The 17896-nt window shown below is 69.1% G+C and carries 22 protein-coding genes; 11 read left to right on the top strand and 11 right to left on the bottom strand.

Going from position 1 to position 17896, the window contains the following annotated elements; all coding sequences use genetic code 11:
- Nucleotides 1–56 precede the first annotated feature (56 nt).
- On the top strand, nucleotides 57–1223 hold the full coding sequence (locus QRN49_RS07075) for a TDT family transporter (RefSeq protein ID WP_284754820.1): 1167 nt from the start codon (nucleotides 57–59) through the stop codon (nucleotides 1221–1223).
- The gene (locus QRN49_RS07080) at nucleotides 1220–1792 is read left to right on the top strand and encodes a uracil-DNA glycosylase family protein (RefSeq protein WP_284754821.1); all 573 of its coding nucleotides are present in this window, start codon (nucleotides 1220–1222) and stop codon (nucleotides 1790–1792) included. Before QRN49_RS07075 ends, QRN49_RS07080 begins: the two co-directional genes overlap by 4 nt.
- Before the next feature lie 77 nt (nucleotides 1793–1869).
- On the opposite strand, the gene QRN49_RS07085 is transcribed toward QRN49_RS07080, so the two are convergent.
- From QRN49_RS07085 to QRN49_RS07120, 8 genes are all read right to left on the bottom strand, one after another.
- Complete coding sequence (locus tag QRN49_RS07085; protein WP_284754823.1) at nucleotides 1870–2097, bottom strand: hypothetical protein; 228 nt, start codon at nucleotides 2095–2097, stop codon at nucleotides 1870–1872.
- 501 nt (nucleotides 2098–2598) lie between these two features.
- Nucleotides 2599–2886 carry an antibiotic biosynthesis monooxygenase family protein gene (locus QRN49_RS07090; protein WP_284754825.1) on the bottom strand — a complete coding sequence of 96 codons (288 nt, stop codon included), beginning with the start codon at nucleotides 2884–2886 and terminating at the stop codon, nucleotides 2599–2601.
- Nucleotides 2887–2906: 20 nt separating this feature from the next.
- Nucleotides 2907–3767 (bottom strand): cation diffusion facilitator family transporter, encoded by an 861-nt coding sequence (locus tag QRN49_RS07095; protein WP_502868995.1) that lies wholly within the window; start codon nucleotides 3765–3767, stop codon nucleotides 2907–2909.
- 164 nt (nucleotides 3768–3931) lie between these two features.
- Nucleotides 3932–4294 (bottom strand): ArsR/SmtB family transcription factor, encoded by a 363-nt coding sequence (locus QRN49_RS07100; protein WP_284754829.1) that lies wholly within the window; start codon nucleotides 4292–4294, stop codon nucleotides 3932–3934.
- A gap of 178 nt (nucleotides 4295–4472) precedes the next feature.
- Nucleotides 4473–4934, bottom strand: a complete 462-nt coding sequence (locus QRN49_RS07105) for a DUF4383 domain-containing protein (protein WP_284754831.1) — start codon at nucleotides 4932–4934, stop codon at nucleotides 4473–4475.
- Between the two features lie 110 nt (nucleotides 4935–5044).
- On the bottom strand, nucleotides 5045–5548 hold the full coding sequence (locus tag QRN49_RS07110; protein WP_185094187.1) for a DUF4396 domain-containing protein: 504 nt from the start codon (nucleotides 5546–5548) through the stop codon (nucleotides 5045–5047).
- A gap of 7 nt (nucleotides 5549–5555) precedes the next feature.
- On the bottom strand, nucleotides 5556–7757 hold the full coding sequence (locus QRN49_RS07115) for a heavy metal translocating P-type ATPase (RefSeq protein WP_284754835.1): 2202 nt from the start codon (nucleotides 7755–7757) through the stop codon (nucleotides 5556–5558).
- Nucleotides 7754–8011 carry a heavy-metal-associated domain-containing protein gene (locus QRN49_RS07120; RefSeq protein WP_284754837.1) on the bottom strand — a complete coding sequence of 86 codons (258 nt, stop codon included), beginning with the start codon at nucleotides 8009–8011 and terminating at the stop codon, nucleotides 7754–7756. Before QRN49_RS07120 ends, QRN49_RS07115 begins: the two co-directional genes overlap by 4 nt.
- Nucleotides 8012–8103: 92 nt before the next feature.
- On the opposite strand from QRN49_RS07120, the gene QRN49_RS07125 reads away from it, so the two are divergent.
- The 5 genes from QRN49_RS07125 (at nucleotide 8104) to QRN49_RS07145 (ending at nucleotide 11460) form a co-directional block, all read left to right on the top strand.
- Nucleotides 8104–8781 (top strand): hypothetical protein, encoded by a 678-nt coding sequence (locus tag QRN49_RS07125; RefSeq protein ID WP_284754838.1) that lies wholly within the window; start codon nucleotides 8104–8106, stop codon nucleotides 8779–8781.
- Nucleotides 8782–8819: 38 nt separating this feature from the next.
- Nucleotides 8820–9134, top strand: a complete 315-nt coding sequence (locus tag QRN49_RS07130) for a metal-sensitive transcriptional regulator (protein ID WP_284754839.1) — start codon at nucleotides 8820–8822, stop codon at nucleotides 9132–9134.
- A 95-nt stretch (nucleotides 9135–9229) separates the two neighbouring features.
- On the top strand, nucleotides 9230–9691 hold the full coding sequence (locus QRN49_RS07135) for a hypothetical protein (RefSeq protein ID WP_284754841.1): 462 nt from the start codon (nucleotides 9230–9232) through the stop codon (nucleotides 9689–9691).
- Between the two features lie 104 nt (nucleotides 9692–9795).
- The gene (locus QRN49_RS07140; RefSeq protein WP_284754843.1) at nucleotides 9796–10401 is read left to right on the top strand and encodes a DUF305 domain-containing protein; all 606 of its coding nucleotides are present in this window, start codon (nucleotides 9796–9798) and stop codon (nucleotides 10399–10401) included.
- A gap of 369 nt (nucleotides 10402–10770) precedes the next feature.
- A complete protein-coding gene (locus QRN49_RS07145) occupies nucleotides 10771–11460 on the top strand; it encodes a M23 family metallopeptidase (protein WP_284754845.1) in 690 nt (229 codons plus the stop codon).
- Between the two features lie 101 nt (nucleotides 11461–11561).
- On the opposite strand, the gene QRN49_RS07150 is transcribed toward QRN49_RS07145, so the two are convergent.
- The 3 genes from QRN49_RS07150 to QRN49_RS07160 all read right to left on the bottom strand — a co-directional run bounded on the left by QRN49_RS07150 (nucleotide 11562) and on the right by QRN49_RS07160 (nucleotide 13075).
- Entirely contained in the window at nucleotides 11562–12245 is a 684-nt protein-coding gene (locus tag QRN49_RS07150) for a cation diffusion facilitator family transporter (protein WP_284754846.1), read from the bottom strand.
- The gene (gene cmtR / locus QRN49_RS07155; protein ID WP_284754847.1) at nucleotides 12242–12595 is read right to left on the bottom strand and encodes a Cd(II)/Pb(II)-sensing metalloregulatory transcriptional regulator CmtR; all 354 of its coding nucleotides are present in this window, start codon (nucleotides 12593–12595) and stop codon (nucleotides 12242–12244) included. The genes QRN49_RS07150 and cmtR overlap by 4 nt, the downstream gene beginning before the upstream one ends.
- 126 nt (nucleotides 12596–12721) lie before the next feature.
- Complete coding sequence (locus QRN49_RS07160) at nucleotides 12722–13075, bottom strand: ArsR/SmtB family transcription factor (RefSeq protein WP_284754848.1); 354 nt, start codon at nucleotides 13073–13075, stop codon at nucleotides 12722–12724.
- 116 nt (nucleotides 13076–13191) lie between these two features.
- On the opposite strand from QRN49_RS07160, the gene QRN49_RS07165 reads away from it, so the two are divergent.
- Genes QRN49_RS07165 through QRN49_RS07180 form a run of 4 tightly spaced genes read left to right on the top strand, consistent with a single transcriptional unit; the run spans nucleotide 13192 to nucleotide 17892 of the window.
- On the top strand, nucleotides 13192–14592 hold the full coding sequence (locus QRN49_RS07165; RefSeq protein ID WP_284754849.1) for an FAD-dependent oxidoreductase: 1401 nt from the start codon (nucleotides 13192–13194) through the stop codon (nucleotides 14590–14592).
- A gap of 5 nt (nucleotides 14593–14597) precedes the next feature.
- Nucleotides 14598–16001: an arsenic transporter gene (locus QRN49_RS07170; protein WP_284754850.1), complete on the top strand. Its 1404-nt coding sequence runs from the start codon at nucleotides 14598–14600 to the stop codon at nucleotides 15999–16001.
- 20 nt (nucleotides 16002–16021) lie between these two features.
- Complete coding sequence (locus QRN49_RS07175) at nucleotides 16022–16438, top strand: arsenate reductase ArsC (RefSeq protein ID WP_284754852.1); 417 nt, start codon at nucleotides 16022–16024, stop codon at nucleotides 16436–16438.
- A gap of 20 nt (nucleotides 16439–16458) precedes the next feature.
- Nucleotides 16459–17892, top strand: coding sequence for an FAD-dependent oxidoreductase (locus QRN49_RS07180; protein ID WP_284754854.1), 1434 nt, complete (start codon nucleotides 16459–16461; stop codon nucleotides 17890–17892).
- The last annotated feature ends 4 nt before the right edge of the window (nucleotides 17893–17896 follow it).

Consider the following 17896-nt stretch of genomic DNA (forward strand, 5'->3'; position numbering starts at 1 on the left):
GCCCCGCCAAGAGGTTCCCGGTACCGCCAGAGGCAGGATTCGCGCAGGCTTGGCCCATGACAACGCTCCGCACCGACCCTGCACCCGCGAACGGCAACCAGCTGCCCCAACGGCCGCAGACGGCGTTGTTCCGTGACCTGGAGCGGCCAGGCCTGATCGTGTCGAATCTCACACCGAACTGGTTCGCGTCGATCATGGGCACGGGGATCGTCGCTGTCGCAGCTGCGTCACTGCCGCTGCAGTTCCCCGGGCTGCGCCTCGCGGCGACGGTCGTGTGGGCGATCGCCGCGGTGCTCCTCGTCGCCCTCACGACCGCGACGGTGCTGCACTGGATCCGCTACCGGAGCACTGCAGCCGGGCACCACCTCAACCCGGTGATCTCGCACTTCTACGGCGCACCACCGATGGCGTTCCTCACCGTCGGCGCCGGGACACTCCTGCTCGGCAAGGACTGGGTCGGCCTGCCCGCCGCCGTGACCATCGACTGGGTCCTGTGGACCATCGGCACCATCGGAGGACTGCTCACGGCAGTCCTGGTGCCGTACCTGGCGTTCACCCGCCACGAGAACAAGCCCGACTCCGCGTTCGGCGGTTGGTTGATGCCGATCGTCCCGCCGATGGTGTCCGCCTCCACCGGCGCCCTGCTGCTGCCGTACGCTCCCGCCGGACAGGCGCGGGAGACGCTGCTGTGGTCCTGCTACGGCTTTTTCGGGCTCAGTCTCGTGACGTCGCTGGTCGTGATCACGCTGATCTGGAACCGGCTCGCGCAGCACAAGGTCGGGGCCGCCGGCATGGTGCCGACCCTGTGGATCGTCCTCGGACCCGTCGGACAATCCATCACGGCGGTGAACCTCCTCGCATCGAACGCACCCACCGTCGTCGACACATCCACCGCCCACGCGCTCCTCGTCGTGGCGCTGGTGTACGGGTTCGCGATGCTCGGCTTCGCGCTGCTGTGGACCGTCATCGCCCTCGCCGTCACCGTCCGGACCGCCCGCGAACACCTGCCGTTCAGCCTGACCTGGTGGTCGTTCACGTTCCCCGTCGGCACCTGCGTCACCGGACTCAACGGGCTCGCCCTGCACTCAGGCCTCACCGTCGTCGCCGTCCTCGCCGTCATCTACTACGCCGGCCTCGTCGCAGCATGGATCATCGTCGCGATCCGCACCTTCCACGGCTCCGTCATCCGTGGCACCCTCTTGGCACCGCCACAGCCGGCATGAGCACCCCCGAGGAACTCGCTGACGTTCGATCGCTGAACGGTCTCGCGGAGACGTGGCGGACCGCGGCCAACGGCAGCCGACGGTTCGTCCCGAGCTTCGACCCACGATCCGGCGGCAGATCCAGCCGCGTCCTGGTCCTGATGCAGTCGCCCGGCCCCCAGACCATCGCCGCAGCGCACGCAGCGATCTGCAGCGAGGACAACCCGGGCCCGACCGCGGCCGCGTTCCGAGCAGCCCGTATCGAGTCCGGACTCGCACGCGGCGAGTACGTCCGCTGGAACCTCATCCCATGGGAGCTGCCCGACCGCGTGCGACTCGCAGACATCGACGAGGGGCGGCATGCCCTTGCCACACTGCTCGCGGCCCTCCCCGCTCTCACTGCGATCGTCACGTACGGGGCCGTCGCCCTCGACGGCGTCATGCGACACCTCACCCTGGACGAGCGCCCCCGACTCATCCCGGTCATCGCAGCACCGCACCCCTCTCCCGCTAACGGCCGCCACCGCTCGGAACAACACCTCCGTTCCGTGCAAGCACTCCGGCTCGCCGCGCGAGCGCAACAGACGTAACAAATACGAAGGTTTTTGATACGTGCAGAAGACAGAGTTCTCCTCACCGAATGAGGGACGGCTTTTTGAACCGGCGGTTACTTCTGTCCGCGGCGTGCTCGACGCAGTTCTGCGACGATGCGAGCGCGCTCGGGATCCCTGGCCAGCGTGCGGTCGTCGATGACATCGATGACGTGCTGGATCAGTGCGACGACCTGCTTAGACAGGACGACACTGAGCACGCCGCCGACGAAGGCGATGACGCCAGTCAGGGCAGCAGTACCACCGGAGGCCGTCAGCATGTCCACCGTGTCGGTGATGGGCATGATGCCTCCTTCGGGGTTGGCCAGGTGCGGCCAGAACCCACCCGTCCTCGAGTGGGGGCATGAGGACCGCCGGCGCGCAACGAGGCGTGGCGGCGGATGGCAGGAGCGTCGAGAGCTCTCTGCGGATGCCCGAGTCAGATCAGGGCATGAAAAAGGCCGGTCCTGAGAGGGCCGGCCGGAGACAGCGTCGTGCTGCCTTGAGTGTCAGCGTACAGAGCGGATGCGACACCCGGGCGAGTCCGGGCAGACGCGTGCCGAGCGGTCTCACAATAGCGGAGCGGCCGGGCATGAAAAAAGCCGATCCAGAGGACCGGCTGTGGGCGCGCACTATGAACGCAGGACCATCTTGGCACGACCAGCGGACATTCGGCTAGCCCTTTGCACTGGCGAGTGCCGATGTACTACTTCGCCGGAGCTCGTGCTCGCGTCGATGGCGGCCGGGCCCCGGGAGAAGTAGGCAAAGTGCCGCGCTTCTCCCGGGTGCTCCGAGCGCACCTCGTGTCAGAGGACGACGGTCTCGAACTCAAGCAGCTCGGCACCGGTGGCGACCGGGTTACTGCCGCCGTGGTGCGCGCCGGCCTGCCCGGCCCGCCACGCCTGGTAGGCGTCCTCGTCTGCCCAGGTAGAGACAACGAAGTAGCGGCTCTCGCCGTGCACGGGGCGGAGCAGCTGGAAACTCTCGAACCCGGGCTGCTGTTCCACGTCGTGGTTCCGACCGACGAAGCGGGCTTCGAGGTCCGCCGCCTTGCCCTCGGGGACGGTGATCGCGTTGATCTTGACGACGGACATGCTGCTTCCTTTCGTGATGCTCAGTGGTGATGGCTCGTCGGAGTGATCGTGAACGCGTCGACGTTCCCGATCGCTTCGTGCAGGTGCTCGGACGCATGCTCCGCGACGTGCGACGCCGCGTTGAGGTCGGTGGTGTCGACCTCGATGGTCGCGGAGCCGGTCAGGCGGTGTCCGATCCAGCGGAGTCGGAGGTCCCGCACCGCCTGCACCCCGTCGGCGTGCTCGAGTGCGTGCTGGGCGCGGGAGTAGAGGTCCGGGTCGATGGCGTCCATGAGTCGAGCGCCGATGGACTTCACTGTGCCCCAGAGCAGCATCAGGATCGAGACCGCGATCAGCAGGCCGATGATGGGATCCGCCAGCGGGAAACCGAGAAGGACACCGACCGCGCCGAGGACGACGGAAAGCGAGGTGAAGCCGTCGAGACGGGCGTGGACACCGTCGGCGACCAGCGCGGCGGAACCGATCTTCTGCCCAACGCGGATGCGGTAGATCGCGACGATCTCGTTGCCGGCGAACCCGATCACCCCCGCGGCGACAAGCAGCCATGGGTTCTCGACTGGGCGTGGGTTGATGAACCGGTCGACGGCCTGCCAGCCTGCGACGACGGCGGAGAGCGCGACGACGAACACGATGAACATGCCCGCCAGGTCTTCCGCCCGCCCGTACCCGTAGGCGTAGCGCTTGTTGGCGACGCGGCGCCCGAGGACGAACGCGATCCACAGCGGCACCGCGGTCAGCGCGTCCGCGAAGTTATGGATCGTGTCGGCCAGCAACGCGATCGATCCCGTGAACGCGACGATCACGGCCTGCAGCACGGTCGTGCCGAGCAGGATGAACAGACTGATCTTCAGCGCGCGGACACCAGCGGTACTGGCCTCCATCGCGTCATCGATCGAGTCCGCAGCGTCGTGTGTGTGCGGCACGAACAGGTCGTAGAGGAACCCCTTCACACCACCATGAGGATGACTATGCCCGTGGTCGTGCCCGTGGTCGTGCTCGTGCTCGTGCTCGTGCTCGTGGCTATGGTGCTGATGGGTGTGGTTGCTCACGCGCTTGCCGCCTCAACACGGTGGTGCGGGGCCGCACCGATCGCGTGCTCGGCTTGCTTCACGGCGTCGATGACGAGCTCCGACGCGTGCTCATCGGTCAGTCGGTAGAACACCGTCGTGCCCTCACGACGGGTCGACACCATGCGCGCCAAGCGGAGCTTCGCCAGGTGCTGCGACACCCCGGCCGGGCTCTTGTCCACGACGTCCGCGAGGTGGTTCACGGACATCTCCTCCGCGCTGCGAAGCGCGAGGACGATCTTCACCCTCGTCGCGTCCGCGAGCATCGCGAACACCTCGACCGCCAGCTCGACGTACTCCGACTCCGGGCCAAGCCCGCAGGGCTGCTTATCTACGTGCACACGAAGATAGTAAGCGAAGGAGCGGGCTGCGCACCACCGGATGCGCTGGAGAGCCGACGAGCGTCGTGCCCGTCGGGCTCACAGGCCGAGGACTGTGCAGGCTCCGGCTCCGGCTCCGGAACGGGCAATGGCCGCGTCCCCAGTGCGGGGACGCGGCCATCACCGGCTGATGCATCGATCAGGCGCGTCGGGTGGCACCGGCTCGAGGCAGCACGATGCCAAGGACGATCATCGCGACGGCGAGGATCAGGTGCAGCCAGTTGTCAGCGCTGTTGAGGGGGACGAAGTTCGCGCCGCCCATCATGCCGGCGGTGAACAGGCCGTAGATGAACAGGACGGCGTAGACGATGCCGCCGACCAGGAGGTACAGCCGAGCTGCGACGGCGGTGCGGGCGGCGATCAGGCCGACGATGCCGAAGAGCAGGTGCACGATGTTGTGCAGGACGGACACCTGGAACAGGCCGAGGAGCATCGCCATCGAGCCGTGGCCGGCGACGGACATCGAGCCCATGTCCATCGTGAGTCCGGGGATGAAGCCGGCGAGGCCGACGATGAGGAACACGACTCCGAAGACGAGAGCGCCCTTCTGCGTCAGGGTGCGGCCGTACCCGGTGCGGGCAGTTACTGCGGTGCTGGTCATGGTGGGGTCTCCTCCGACCGGTGCCGTGATGGCGCGTGCTTCCCGGGTAGTTCGGAGTGAACATGCATCTGGTTTGCGGCGCGATCCGAACCCCTGGAGAAGGGGCCTGGTCAGTGGTGACCGTGGACGACGGCGTGGCCGAGACCGCGGCTGATCATCCACCGGTTCACCGGGGTGGTCACGATGAACGCGATCACCAGGGAGAACGCGAGGGAGCCCCAGAACAGCCAGTCGTTCAGCTGCGCGTCCATGGCGCCGGGAACCGCGACGATGACGGTGTTGTCGATGATCTCCATCACGGCGATCGACACCGTGTCTGCGGCAAGGGCGACCTTGAACGCGGCGGAGAAGCTCAGCCCGGACCGGACGACGCCGCGCATGGTGAGGGCGTAGCCGAAGATGAACGCCAGCACGATCGACAGGATGATCGTGCCGGTGTTGTGCAGGCCGGTCGCGGTGCCGATGACCATGCCAAGGACTTCACCGATCGCGCAGCCGGTGAGGCAGTGCAGGGTCGCTTGCGCGGCCATCGTCCACGTCGTCGTCGCGTGACCGCCGCCATGGTTCTGGTGGTTGTCGTGGTCGGTCATGCTGTGGTGTTCATGGGTGTCCATGTCGCTCCTATCGGGTGTGGAAGGTGCGGAGGCGGAGGCTGTTGCTGACGACGAAGACCGAAGACAGGGCCATCGCGGCGCCGGCGATCATCGGGTTCAGCAGGCCGGCCATCGCGAGCGGGATCGCGGCGACGTTGTAGGCGAAGGCCCAGAACAGGTTCACCTTGATCGTGCCGAGGGTGCGGCGGGCGAGCGCGATCGCGTCCGCGGCGGCGCTCAGGTCCGCTCGGATGAGAGTGATGTCGGCGGCTTCCATGGCCGCGTCGGTGCCGCTACCCATCGCGATCCCGAGATCCGCGGCGGCGAGAGCGGCGGCGTCGTTGACGCCGTCGCCGATCATCGCCACGGACCGGCCCTGCTGCTGCAGCCGGGTGACGGTCCGGTACTTGTCTTCGGGGCGCACCTCGGCTTCGACGTCGTCGATGCCGACCTCGGCGGCGACCGTCCGGGCGACGCCTTCAGCGTCACCGGTGAGCATGATCGTGCGCAGCCCCATGTCGTGCAGGCGACGGATCGCGTCCGGGCTGGTCGGCGCGACGGTGTCCGCAACGCTGATGACGCCGCGGGCTGCGCCGTCCCATGCGACAACGACCGCGGTCGCGCCGCCCTGTTCCGCGGTCCGGACCGCGTCCGTGACCGCTTCGGGGATGGTGATGGCCCACTGGTCGGTCAACCACGCGGGTCGGCCGACGAGCACGAGGGCGCCGTCGACGACGGCCTGGACGCCGAGCCCGGCGGTGGACTGGAACGATTCCGCGGTGGGGTGGTCGGTGCCGGCTGCGGTGATGGCGCGGGCGATCGGGTGTTCGGATCCTGCTTCCGCGGCGGCGGCGAGGGCGAGCACCCGGGTGTCGGTTTCCCCGCCGACGGCGGTCACCTGGTGGACGCTCATCTTGCCGGTGGTGACGGTGCCGGTCTTGTCGAGCACGACGGTGTCGATCCGGCGGGTGGCCTCGAGGACCTGGGGTCCGCGGATGAGGATCCCGAGCTGGGAGCCACGTCCGGTGCCGACGAGCAGCGCGGTCGGAGTTGCCAGCCCCAGGGCGCACGGGCAGGCGATCACCAGGGTCGCAACGGCGGCGGTGAACGCGGCTTGCACGTCGCCGGTGAGCAGCAGCCACCCGATGAGGGTCAGCACCGCCAGACCCATGACGATTGGAACGAACACGGCGGAGACCCGGTCGGCGAGGCGCTGCACCTCGGCCTTGCCGGTCTGCGCGGACACGACAAGCCGGCCGATGCGGGCAAGCTCCGTGTCGTGACCGACGCGGGTGGCTTCGACGATGAGTCGGCCGCCGACGTTCACGGTCGCACCGGTGACGGTGTCGCCGGGGCCGACCCCGACGGGGACCGCTTCGCCGGTCATCACGCTGGTGTCGATTGCGCTCGTGCCATCGGTGATGGTTCCGTCGGTGGCGATGCGTTCACCGGGACGGACCACGAACCGGTCCCCGACTTGCAGTGCTGCGGTCGGCACCTCGGTTTCGGCACCGTCTCGGAGCACCCGGGCAGTCGGTGCACCCAAGGCGAGGAGCGCCTGCAGGGCGGCGCCGGAGCGGTCCTTCGCGCGGGCCTCGAAGTACCGGCCGGCGAGGAGGAACACCGTCACCGCGGCGGCGACTTCGAAGTACGGTTCCGGAGCCGCGCCGGGGTGCGGGAACCAGGAGAACGCCATCCGCATCCCGATGTGCCCGGCGCCGCCGAACGCCAGCGCCCAGACGGACCACACGGTCGCGGCGGCGACGCCGACGCTGACGAGGGTGTCCATCGTCGCGGCCCCGTGCCGGGCGTTGATCGCGGCGGCACGGTGGAACGGCCACGCACCCCACACGGCGACCGGTAGTGCCAGCACCAGGACGGCCCACTGCCATCCCGGGAACTGCAGGACCGGGATCATCGACAGCGCCGCCACCGGGACGGCGAGCACCGTGGACACGATCAGGCGTCGCCGGAGCGGCGCGAGCTCGTCGGTGTCCGCACCAGCCGGTTCGGGCAGGTGTGCGCCGTAGCCGGCCGCTTCAACGGCGCGGATCGCGTCGTCGACGGCGAGGTCCGCGGGGAGCGTCACGGAGGCGCTTTCGGTGGCGTAGTTCACGCTCGCGGTCACGCCGGGCAGCTTGTTCAGCTTCCGCTCGATCCGGTTCGCGCACGACGCGCAGGTCATCCCCTCGATCGTCAGCTCAACCGGCGGGGTGCTGGTCGTGGTCATGATGCGACCAACGTGTAGCCGGCCTCCTCCACAGCGGCGGAGACTTCCTCCTGCGGCAGGTCGCGGGTGCTGGTCACCCGAGCGGTGGAGACACCGCCAACGTTGAGGTCGATCGTCACGTCCGTGACGCCCGGCACGGCGACGAGTTCCTCGTTGACACTCATTACGCAGTGCCCGCACGTCATGCCCGTGATGCCGTACGTGTTCGTCAGCTGCTCGCTCATCGTGGTGATCCCTTCGTCGTTCACGTTCATCAGATACCCTGGGGGGGTACCGTAGTGAGTGTAACGCCGGTCGGGTGGATGTGTTCCTAATCCGCCAAACCGGCACCCGGAAAGAGGACGTGATGGCGAGCAGAACTGATCGGCGCGAAGATGCGCGGCGGAAAGCCGCTGACCGCAGAGCGGAACAGCAGCGCAGCCGTACCCGCCGGTGGTGGCTGCTGGGCGCCGCCGTGGTCGTCGTCCTCGCCGCGGTCACCACGATCACGGTCACCGTCCTGACCCGTGGCGACGACACGGCGCCGACAGCGTCTGGGGTGGCGGCGGCCCCGCCGTGGCCGGCCCCCGCGGATGCGCCGGCGCGGGCGAAGGCCGCCGGGCTCGAGGTGGCGGGGATGGAAGGTGCGGCGCTGCACACCCATCAGCATCTGTCCGTATCGGTGGACGGGGAGCCGGTGGCGGTGCCGGCGAACATCGGCGTCGACGTGCAGCGGGGCGGCATGTCCGCACTGCACACCCACGACACCTCCGGCATCGTGCATGTCGAATCCGCGAAGGTGCAGCCGTTCACCCTCGGACAGCTCTTCACCGAGTGGAACGTGACCTTGCGCGACGGGCAGGTCGGCGGGTACGTCGACGGGCGGAACGACCGGCACGTCGCCGTGTTCGTCAACGGCACCCGCACCACCACGCCACTGCCGGATCTGGAACTGCAGGACCAGCAGGACATCGCCATTGTCATCACCCGCGGCGTCGGCACCCCGATCGCGCCGACCCCGTTCGATTGGTCGACGGCGGCATGAGCGCCGCTACCGTAAACGGTGAACCCCGAGGAGCGTCCATGACCGACACCACCGCACCTGCTGCAGAGCACCACCACGGGTACATCACCGTGAAGGACGACTACCTCAAACGGTTGCGCCGCATCGAGGGGCAAGCCCGCGGCCTGCAGCGGATGGTCGATGAGGAGCAGTACTGCATCGACATCCTCACCCAGGTGTCCGCGATGACGAAGGCGCTGCAGTCCGTCGCGCTCGGCCTGCTGGATGACCACCTCGCGCACTGCGTCACCGACGCCGTCGCCGAAGGTGGCGACGCGGCCGCGGTGAAGCTCAAGGAAGCCTCCGACGCGATCGCCCGCCTCGTGCGCGCCTAACCAGCTCCCCGCCCACCAGGCGGGGCGGTTGTCCTCTCAGCGCTCGTCCTGCACCATAGAACCCGCACCCCGACCAGCCATCAGTACGGATCCGCATGCTCACCACCGCGAACACCACGCGCCGCCGCCTGCTGCTGCAGGCCACGGCGGTGCTGGCGTTGCTGCTGCTGGTCGGGTTCACGGTCCTGATGCACAGCATGCTCGGCCACGCGACCACCGGCGAGCACGCCATGACCGCCACGTCGGCCATGACGGCCGAACACACCCACAGCGACGCAGCCGGGCACGGTGCCCACGCGGCCGCGCCGGCTGGCGCGGTGATGAGCGTGCTCAGTGATGCTGGCTGCGATGGCGGCCTGTGCGCGCTGATGTGCTCCTTGATGGGGATGGCGTGCGCGCTGACGATCGCCCTGTTCGCGTGGGCGCTGCTGCGCGCTCGGAACGGTGGGGTCCTCTACGTCCTCGCACGCTTCCTCGCCCTCGGGGACCGTGTTGCACGCCGCGTCGCGGCACCCAAGCCGCCATCACTGACGGCGCTGCAGATCATCCGTATCTGATCCATCCCCGGCGGGAGCGCTCCCTTCGGAAGCTCCCGCATGCCCAGAACACGGGCAGGTATTCGCCTGCTCGGAACACCTGACGCATTCACGGGAACGGATCCATGAACACCACCATCACGCGCACCCTCGCGGCCGCCGCCGCCCTCACCATCGGCCTCACCCTTGCCGGCTGCTCCACCAACGACGCCGGCTCCTCGGACAGCTCCTCCTCGTCTTCGTCGGCGGCGTCGGCGTCGGCGCACAACGACCAGGACGTCATGTTCGCGCAGCAGATGCTGCCGCACCACAAGCAAGCCGTTGAGATGAGCGACATGCTCCTGGCCAAGGGCTCCGACGTGGACGCTGACGTCGTCACCCTCGCCAAGCAGATCAAGGCGGAGCAGGGGCCGGAGATCACGTCCTTGACCAGCTGGCTGAAGCAGTGGGGTGAGCCCACCGAAGCCTCCAGCATGTCCGGGATGGACCACTCCTCGATGTCGGGAATGATGTCCGACTCCGACATGGACGCCCTCGACAGCGCCTCCCCGGCGGACGCCGGGAAGCTGTTCCTGCAGCAGATGGTCGAACACCACACCAGCGCCGTCGACATGGCGGGGACCGAAGTCGACAAGGGCAAGAACACCGACGCGGTCGCGATGGCGAAGTCGATCGTGTCGAGTCAGACCGAGCAGATCAACCAGATGAAGGACATGCTCGCGTCGATGTGACCCCGGCCGCGGGTCGCGGCGGTGTCCCCCTCCCTGCCGCGGCCCGCGACCGGCCTTTCCCCGCTCGAGCACCCCGCCGAGCGGCCCTGTTTCTTCTCACGGGTCATCCCCGTCCGCCGTCTTTCTTGGAGCCTGCCTGTGCCCCAGCAGCACCCCCACACCCCCACCGCAACGCCGCTGACGCGCCGCGAAGCCCTCTCAGCCGAACGCGCCACACCTCCCGGCCCGCGGCCACCCCGCACCCACCGCACCCCCACTGGCATGAGTCGGCCGCCACTGCCCGCCGTGACGGTGACCGCGCCGGCACCGACGCTGACGCTCCGTTCCCGGGCGCTGGCGGCAATCCCCCTAACCGGAGCTGCGGCAGCGATGGCGCTGTTCACCGCCGCAGCGCTTCCCGCACAAGCATCCACCGGCCCCGCCGTCACCGTGCCCGGCGGCGCCCCCGCCGCGACCGGGCAGAGCTTCACCGCGACCGGGCTGACCGTGACCGTCAACCGGGACGGCTACACCGTCACCAAGCCCGCCGTGAAGCCGGTGATCACCAAGACCACCACGAACATCGCCACGGCAGCGGCGGGCAGCACGGCTGCGATCGCGCCGACAGGGACGATCGTGAACACCGGCGCCGGCGATATCCGCTGGCCCATCGCCGGCAGCATCCGAGTCAGCTCCCCATTCGGCCCCCGCCTCGCCCCGTGCGGCGCGTGCTCGTCGATCCACCAGGGCGCCGACATCACCCCCGGCGCTGGCACCCCCATCGGCGCCGTCGCCGCCGGCACCGTCCGGATCTCGGGCACCCACCCGGAGTACGGCCAGTACGTCATCATCGACCACCAGATCGACGGGCAAACCATCTCCACCCTCTACGCGCACATGATCTTCGGCTCCTCACCGCTGCGCGCCGGGCAGAGCGTCGCCGTCGGGCAGCTCGTCGGCCTCGTCGGCAACACCGGCGCCAGCACCGGCGCGCACCTGCACCTGCAGGTAATGCTCGGCGGCACCACCCCGATCGACCCCATCGCTTGGCTCACCGCAAACGCCGGACGCACCTTGTAACCGCGCTGCCAGCCAATCCGTGCGGCGTCGGCAGTACCGCCGTCGCAGGGTGGAGACCGTGGCGAACGACGACGCCAAGCAAGATTGCCCGTAGCGCTACCTCAGCAGCAGTCGCAGGCGTCGATCTGGCGCTCACCCGTGAGCGCGGACACCGGTTGCTTGCAGGCGTCGCCTCGCCACGCTTCAAGTCCTTCTCGGACGGCGAAGACGACGACCACGAGGCCGGCGACGGGGTCGGCCCAGGTCCAGCCGAAGAGGGTGTTCAGCAGGAGGCCGATGAGGACCGCTGCGGAGAGGTAGCTGCAGATCAGGGTCTGCTTGGAGTCGGCGATCGCGGATGCGGAACCGAGTTCCTTGCCGGCGCGCCGTTCCAGCAGGCTGAGGAACGGCATGATCGCCAGGCTGACGGCCGTGAGAACGATTCCAACAGCGCTGTGCTCGGGCTCACGGATCCCGGTCAGCGTGAGGACGGCGTCGACGGTGACGTAGAGCGCAAGGGCGAAGAACGAGACCGCGATGACCTTCAGCGCGGTGCGCTCTCGCGCCTCCGGGTCCCGGCCGGCGAACTGCCACGCGACGGCAGCGGCGGAGAGGACCTCCACGATCGAGTCCAGCCCGAACCCGACGAGCGCGGTCGAAGAAGCCACGGTGCCGGCGGCTATCGCGACGATGGCCTCGATGACGTTGTAGGTGATGGTCGCGGCGACGATCCAACGAACGCGGCGCTGCAGCAGTAGACGCCTCGCACCAGTCGTGGGCGTTCCCAGCTGAACGGTCGTGCTCATGCGACGGCTCCGCAGCAGAGGGGGATGTCACAATCGGCATCGGTGCACACAGCGCCGTCGTCGACCGCGAGGACGACGTCGACAAGCGCTTCGAGCGCACGCGCGAGGTGCGGATCCGCGATCTCGTACCGGGTGCTGCGGCCCTCGCGCGTCGCGACGACGATGCCGCAGCCTCGCAGGCACGCGAGATGGTTCGACACGTTCGTCCGGGTCAGCTCGAGCTCCTCCGCAAGGCGAGCCGGGTAGGCCGGCCCATCGAGCAAGCGGAGCAGGATGCGCGACCGGGTCGGATCGGCAAGGGCTCGGCCGAGCCGGTTCATGACGTCGAGCCGGGGCGCAATGGTCAGCATGCGGTGACTATACAGCCGTCGGTGACGCATTGGTATGGCCTGACGACATCCCGTCCTGCGCAGTGGCTCGACGTGGCCACGACGCGTGACGTCCCGTCCGATGATCGACCGGAACGCCTTCGCTGCCTACTTCGTGGGTGCGGTGATGAGGCCCGCGAGGGCGTCGAGGGCACCTGGGACGAGGGAGAAGTACGCCCACGTGCCGCGCTTCTCACGGTGCAGGATCCCGGCGTCGACGAGGACCTTGAGGTGGTGCGACACGGTGGGCTGCGACAGCCCGAGCGGTTGCTGCAGGTCGCACACGCACGCCTCGGCGCCGTCGTGCGCGGCGACCATCGAGATCAGCCGGAGCCGTGCCGGGTCCGCGATCGCCTTGAGCGACTTCGCGAGGACCTCCGCGGACGCCTGATCCATCGCCTCCGTCGTGACGGGCGAGCGGCACGCGGTGACGTCCTGGATGGGAAGCAGCTCGATCGTCATGGGCTCATTCTCCCACGGACTTCGACACGCGTCTATATTTGCGTTCGTCGATATCGACGTGCTTCGATGTATGCGCCGGCTTTCGGCTCCCGCTCGATCCGTGAAGGACCAGCTTGATGACTCACCTCCTCGCCGTCGGTGGCAGCGACGCCGGCATTGCCGCAGCGCTCCGCGCCCGTGAACTCGACCCGAGCACCGATGTGACGGTGGTGCTCGGGGACGAGTTCCCGAACTTCTCCATCTGCGGCATCCCGTACTGGGTGTCCGGCGACGTCGCCACGGAAGCGTCTCTCGCGCACCGCACCCGCGCCGACCTCGAGGCCGCCGGCATGACTGTCCGCTCCTCCACCTGGGCATCCGCCGTCGACGTCGACCGCCGCCGGCTCACTGTCACGGGCCCTGCCGGCGTCGAGGAGATCGCGTACGACGAGCTGCTGATCGGCACTGGCGCCGAGCCGGTTCGCCCGGCCGGGGTGCCGTTCGGTGAGCCGGGCATCCACCTGCTGCACTCCATGACTGACGCCGAGCAGGTCGTCGACGCGCTCGAGCTGCTGCCGGCGGGGAGCCGGGTCGCGGTCGTCGGTGCCGGCTACATCGGCCTGGAGATGACCGAAGGGCTCGTCGCCCGCGGGTTCGACACGACGCTGATCCAGCGCGGACCGGAAGTGCTCTCCACACTCGACTCGGAACTCGGGTCCCTCGTGACCGCCGAGGTCCGCCGACACGGCGCCACCGTCCTGACCGGTTCCACCCTCACCGGGATCACCCCGGCAGGCGGTGGGCAGTGGCGCGTCGCCACCAGCTCCACGTCCGGTGACGCGGAGGGCACGTTCGCGCTCGTCGTGGTCTGTGTCGGTGTCCGCCCGGTCACGGGCCTTGCCGTCGCTGCCGGCGTGCAGCTGGGCCAGGCCGGTGCGATCGTCGTCGACGCGTCCATGCGGACCGGTGTGCCGCATGTGTGGGCGGCCGGGGACTGCGTCGTGACGCACCACCGCCTCCTCGGCACGACGTGGTTGCCGCTCGGGACGACAGCGCACAAGCAGGGCCGGGTCGCTGGGGAGAACATGCTCGGTGGTAGCAAGGTCTTCGCTGGCTCGGTGGGCACGCAGGTGGTGAAGGTGTTCGACCTCGTCGCCGCCCGCACCGGCCTCCGCCAGCACGAGACCGGCCCTCTGGAGGTGTCTCCGCTGACGCGGGTGACGGTCGCGGATGACCACAAGCGTTACTACCCGGGCGCCGTCCCGCTGACGATCAGCGTCACCGGCGACCAGGCCACCGGTCGGCTCCTCGGTGCGCAGATCGTCGGGCAGCGCACCGCGGAGATCAGCAAGCGCATAGACACGTTCGCCACCGCTCTGCACGCGGAACTCACCGTGGACGACGTCATCGACCTCGACCTCAGCTACACGCCCCCGCTCGGGTCCCCGTGGGACGCCGTGCAGGTCGCCGCGCAGGGCTGGGAACGCACCGCCGCCGCGAACCAGGCCACAGCGAACCAGGCCGGGGCGACCGACTGATGGTGATGGCTGTGGTCGCTGCGGCGATCTTCGTCGCGACGCTTGTGGTGGTGATCTGGCAACCCAAGGGCTTCCCGATCGGCTACACCGCGCTCATCGGCGCCGTCATCGCCCTCGCCACCACCGTCGTCGGCCTCTCCGACGTCCCGACCGTTGTCGGGATCGTGTGGAACGCGACGCTGACGTTCGTCGCGGTGGTGCTGATCTCGTTGATCCTCGACGAGGCCGGGTTCTTCGAGTGGGCGGCCCTGCACGTCGCCCGCTGGGGCCGCGGCAACGGACGGCTGCTGTTCGTCCTCATCGTCGGCCTCGGCGCGGTCATCGCAGCGGTGTTCGCCAACGACGGGGCCGCGCTGATCCTCACCCCGATCGTCGTCGGCATGCTCCGCGCGTTGAACATGCCGCAGAAGGCGGCGCTGGGGTTCATCCTCGCCACGGGGTTCATCGCCGACACCGGCAGCTTGCCGCTGGTGGTGTCGAACCTGGTCAACATCGTCTCCGCCGACTACTTCCACCTCGGCTTCGCCGAGTACGCCGCCGTCATGATCCCCGTCGGCATCGTCTCCGTCCTGGCCTCCCTCGGCATGCTGCTGCTCTACTTCGGCAGGAGCATCCCGAAGCGGTACGACGTCCTCGCCCTCACCAGCCCCGCCGCCGCGATCACGGACCGTGCGACGTTCCGCGCTGGCTGGGTTGTCCTGGCGCTGCTGCTGGTCGGCTACTTCGCCGCCGACCCACTCGGCGTCTCACTCGCGGCCGTCGCCGGCGTCGGAGCCGTCATCATCGTCCTCGTCGCCGCCCGGCAGCCCGCGTTCCTCTTCGCCCGCACTGCGGCTGCGCCGGTCCTCGTCACCACCGGCGGTACTGCCACCGTCAGCACCGGTGGTAGCGGTGCTGGACCGAGCGCGCCGTCGGGGCGGGTGATTCCGGTGTGGAAGACGATCCGGGAGGCGCCGTGGCAGATCGTGCTGTTCTCCATCGGCATGTACCTCGTCGTCTACGGCCTGCAGAACCAGGGCCTCACTGACCACCTCGCGACGCTGTTTGACGTGTTCGGCGACCACGGGGTCCTCGTCACGGCGCTCGGCGTCGGGTTCACCATCGCGATCCTCGCGTCCCTGATGAACAACATGCCTACCGTCCTCATCGCCGCCCTCGCCATCGGCGGTGCCGGCGCGACCGGGCTCACCCACGAGGTGATGGTCTACGCCAACGTCATCGGCTCCGACCTCGGCCCGAAGATCACCCCCATCGGCTCCCTCGCGACGCTGCTGTGGTTGCACGTGCTGGAGAAGAAGGGCATCCACATCGGCTGGGGGCAGTACTTCCGCACCGGCATCGTCCTCACCATCCCCGTCCTCGCCGTCACCCTCGCCGCCCTCGCCGGCTGGCTCACCCTCATCCACTGAACCCGAAAAGACACACACCCATGAGCGACAAGCCCACGATCCTGTTCGTCTGCGTCCACAACGCCGGACGCTCCCAGATGGCCGCCGGCTACGCCCAGGCACTCGGCGGCGACCGCGTCGAGGTCCGCTCCGCCGGCAGCGAGCCGAAGGACCAGATCAACCCGATCGCGATCCAAGCGATGGCCGAAGACGGCATCGACATCGCCGACAACCAGCCGAAGATCCTCACCACCGACGCCGTTCGCGACTCCGACGCCGTCATCACCATGGGCTGCGGCGACGCCTGCCCGATCTTCCCCGGCAAGCGCTACGAGGACTGGGAACTCACCGACCCCGCCGGCCGCGGCATCGAGGACGTCCGCCCCATCCGCGACGACATCAAGTACCGCGTCCAGACGCTCCTCGCCGAGCTGCTGCCCACCGAAGCAACCGCGTAACGACCAGGAAGCCGCAGACCATGACGCTCACCCTCACCGTCCCACCCCGCACCGACGCGGACCGCCTCACCGGACTCCCCGTCGCGATCATCGGTGCCGGCCCCGTCGGCCTCGCCGCCGCCGCGCACCTCCTCGAGCGCGGCCTCCCCGTCGTGGTCTACGAAGCGGGACCGGCGGTTGGGACCAGCGTCCGCGCCTGGGGACACACCCGCCTGTTCTCCCCATGGCAGTACGTCATCGACCCCGCCGCACAGCGCCTCCTGGAAGCCACCGGCTGGGAAGCACCCCGGGCGTCATCGCTGCCCACCGGCCAGGACCTCGTCGACACGTACCTGGCACCCCTGGCAGCGACTCCGCAGCTCGCATCGGTGATCCAGTACGGCACTCGCGTGGAGGCGGTGTCACGGCAGGGCATGGACCGCACCCGCTCCACCGGCCGCGCCGACACCCCGTTCCTGCTCCGCCTCCACACCGCCGACGGGACGCACGACGTCACGGCGCGTGCGGTCGTCGACACCTCGGGCACCTACACGTCACCGAACCCGCTCACTGCCGCTGGGCTCGCACCCGCCGCGGACCTCGGCGAGCGGGTCGTCCACGCACTCCCTGACGTCCTCGGCGCCGACCGTGCCAAGTTCGCGGGGAAGCGGGTCCTCGTCGTCGGTGCCGGCCACTCCGCCGCGAACACCCTGATCAAGCTCGCCAGCCTCGCCAAGACGGCCCCGGGTACCGACGTGCTGTGGGCTGTCCGAAACGCCGGCACCGCCCGGCTCGGCGCCGACGCCGCCGACGGCCTCGCTGCCCGCGGGCAACTCGGCTCCACCGTCCACGGGCTCGTCGAGTCCGGTCAGGTGCAGCAGATCGCGTCGCTCGAGATCGACGACGTCCGCCCCGACGGCGACCAGGTCACCGTCACCGGCCGCCGCGCCGGAGCACCGTTCACGGTGACGGTCGACGTGATCGTGAACGCGACCGGGTTCCGGCCCGACCTCGACATGCTCCGCGAGATCCGCCTCGGCCTCGACGACATCGTCGAAGCACCCCGAGCCCTCGCACCGCTCATCGACCCGAACCTTCACTCCTGCGGCTCCGTTCCCCCGCACGGCGTCGCCGAGCTGGAGCACCCGGAGCCGAACTTCTTCATCGCCGGCATGAAGTCCTACGGCCGCGCACCCACCTTCCTGCTCCTCACCGGGTACGAGCAGGTCCGCTCCATCGCCGCCGAGCTCGCCGGCGACCACACCGCCGCGCGCCTGGTCGAACTCGTCCTCCCCGAGACAGGGGTCTGCTCCACCGACCTCGGCGGATCCTCCTGCTGCACCACCCCGAGCAGCGCAGGGAACCTCACCACCGCTGCCCCGAGTATGGACGTGACAGCTCCGGAAGTGGCGTCGTGCTGCGCAGCCCCCGAGCCCACCACAACCACTGACAGCAGCTCGTGCTGCGCCAACTGATGGG

It is taken from the genome of Curtobacterium sp. ME-Dv--P-122a (genome assembly GCF_030209645.1).
In the GTDB taxonomy this organism is placed as follows: Bacteria; Actinomycetota; Actinomycetes; order Actinomycetales; family Microbacteriaceae; genus Curtobacterium; species Curtobacterium flaccumfaciens.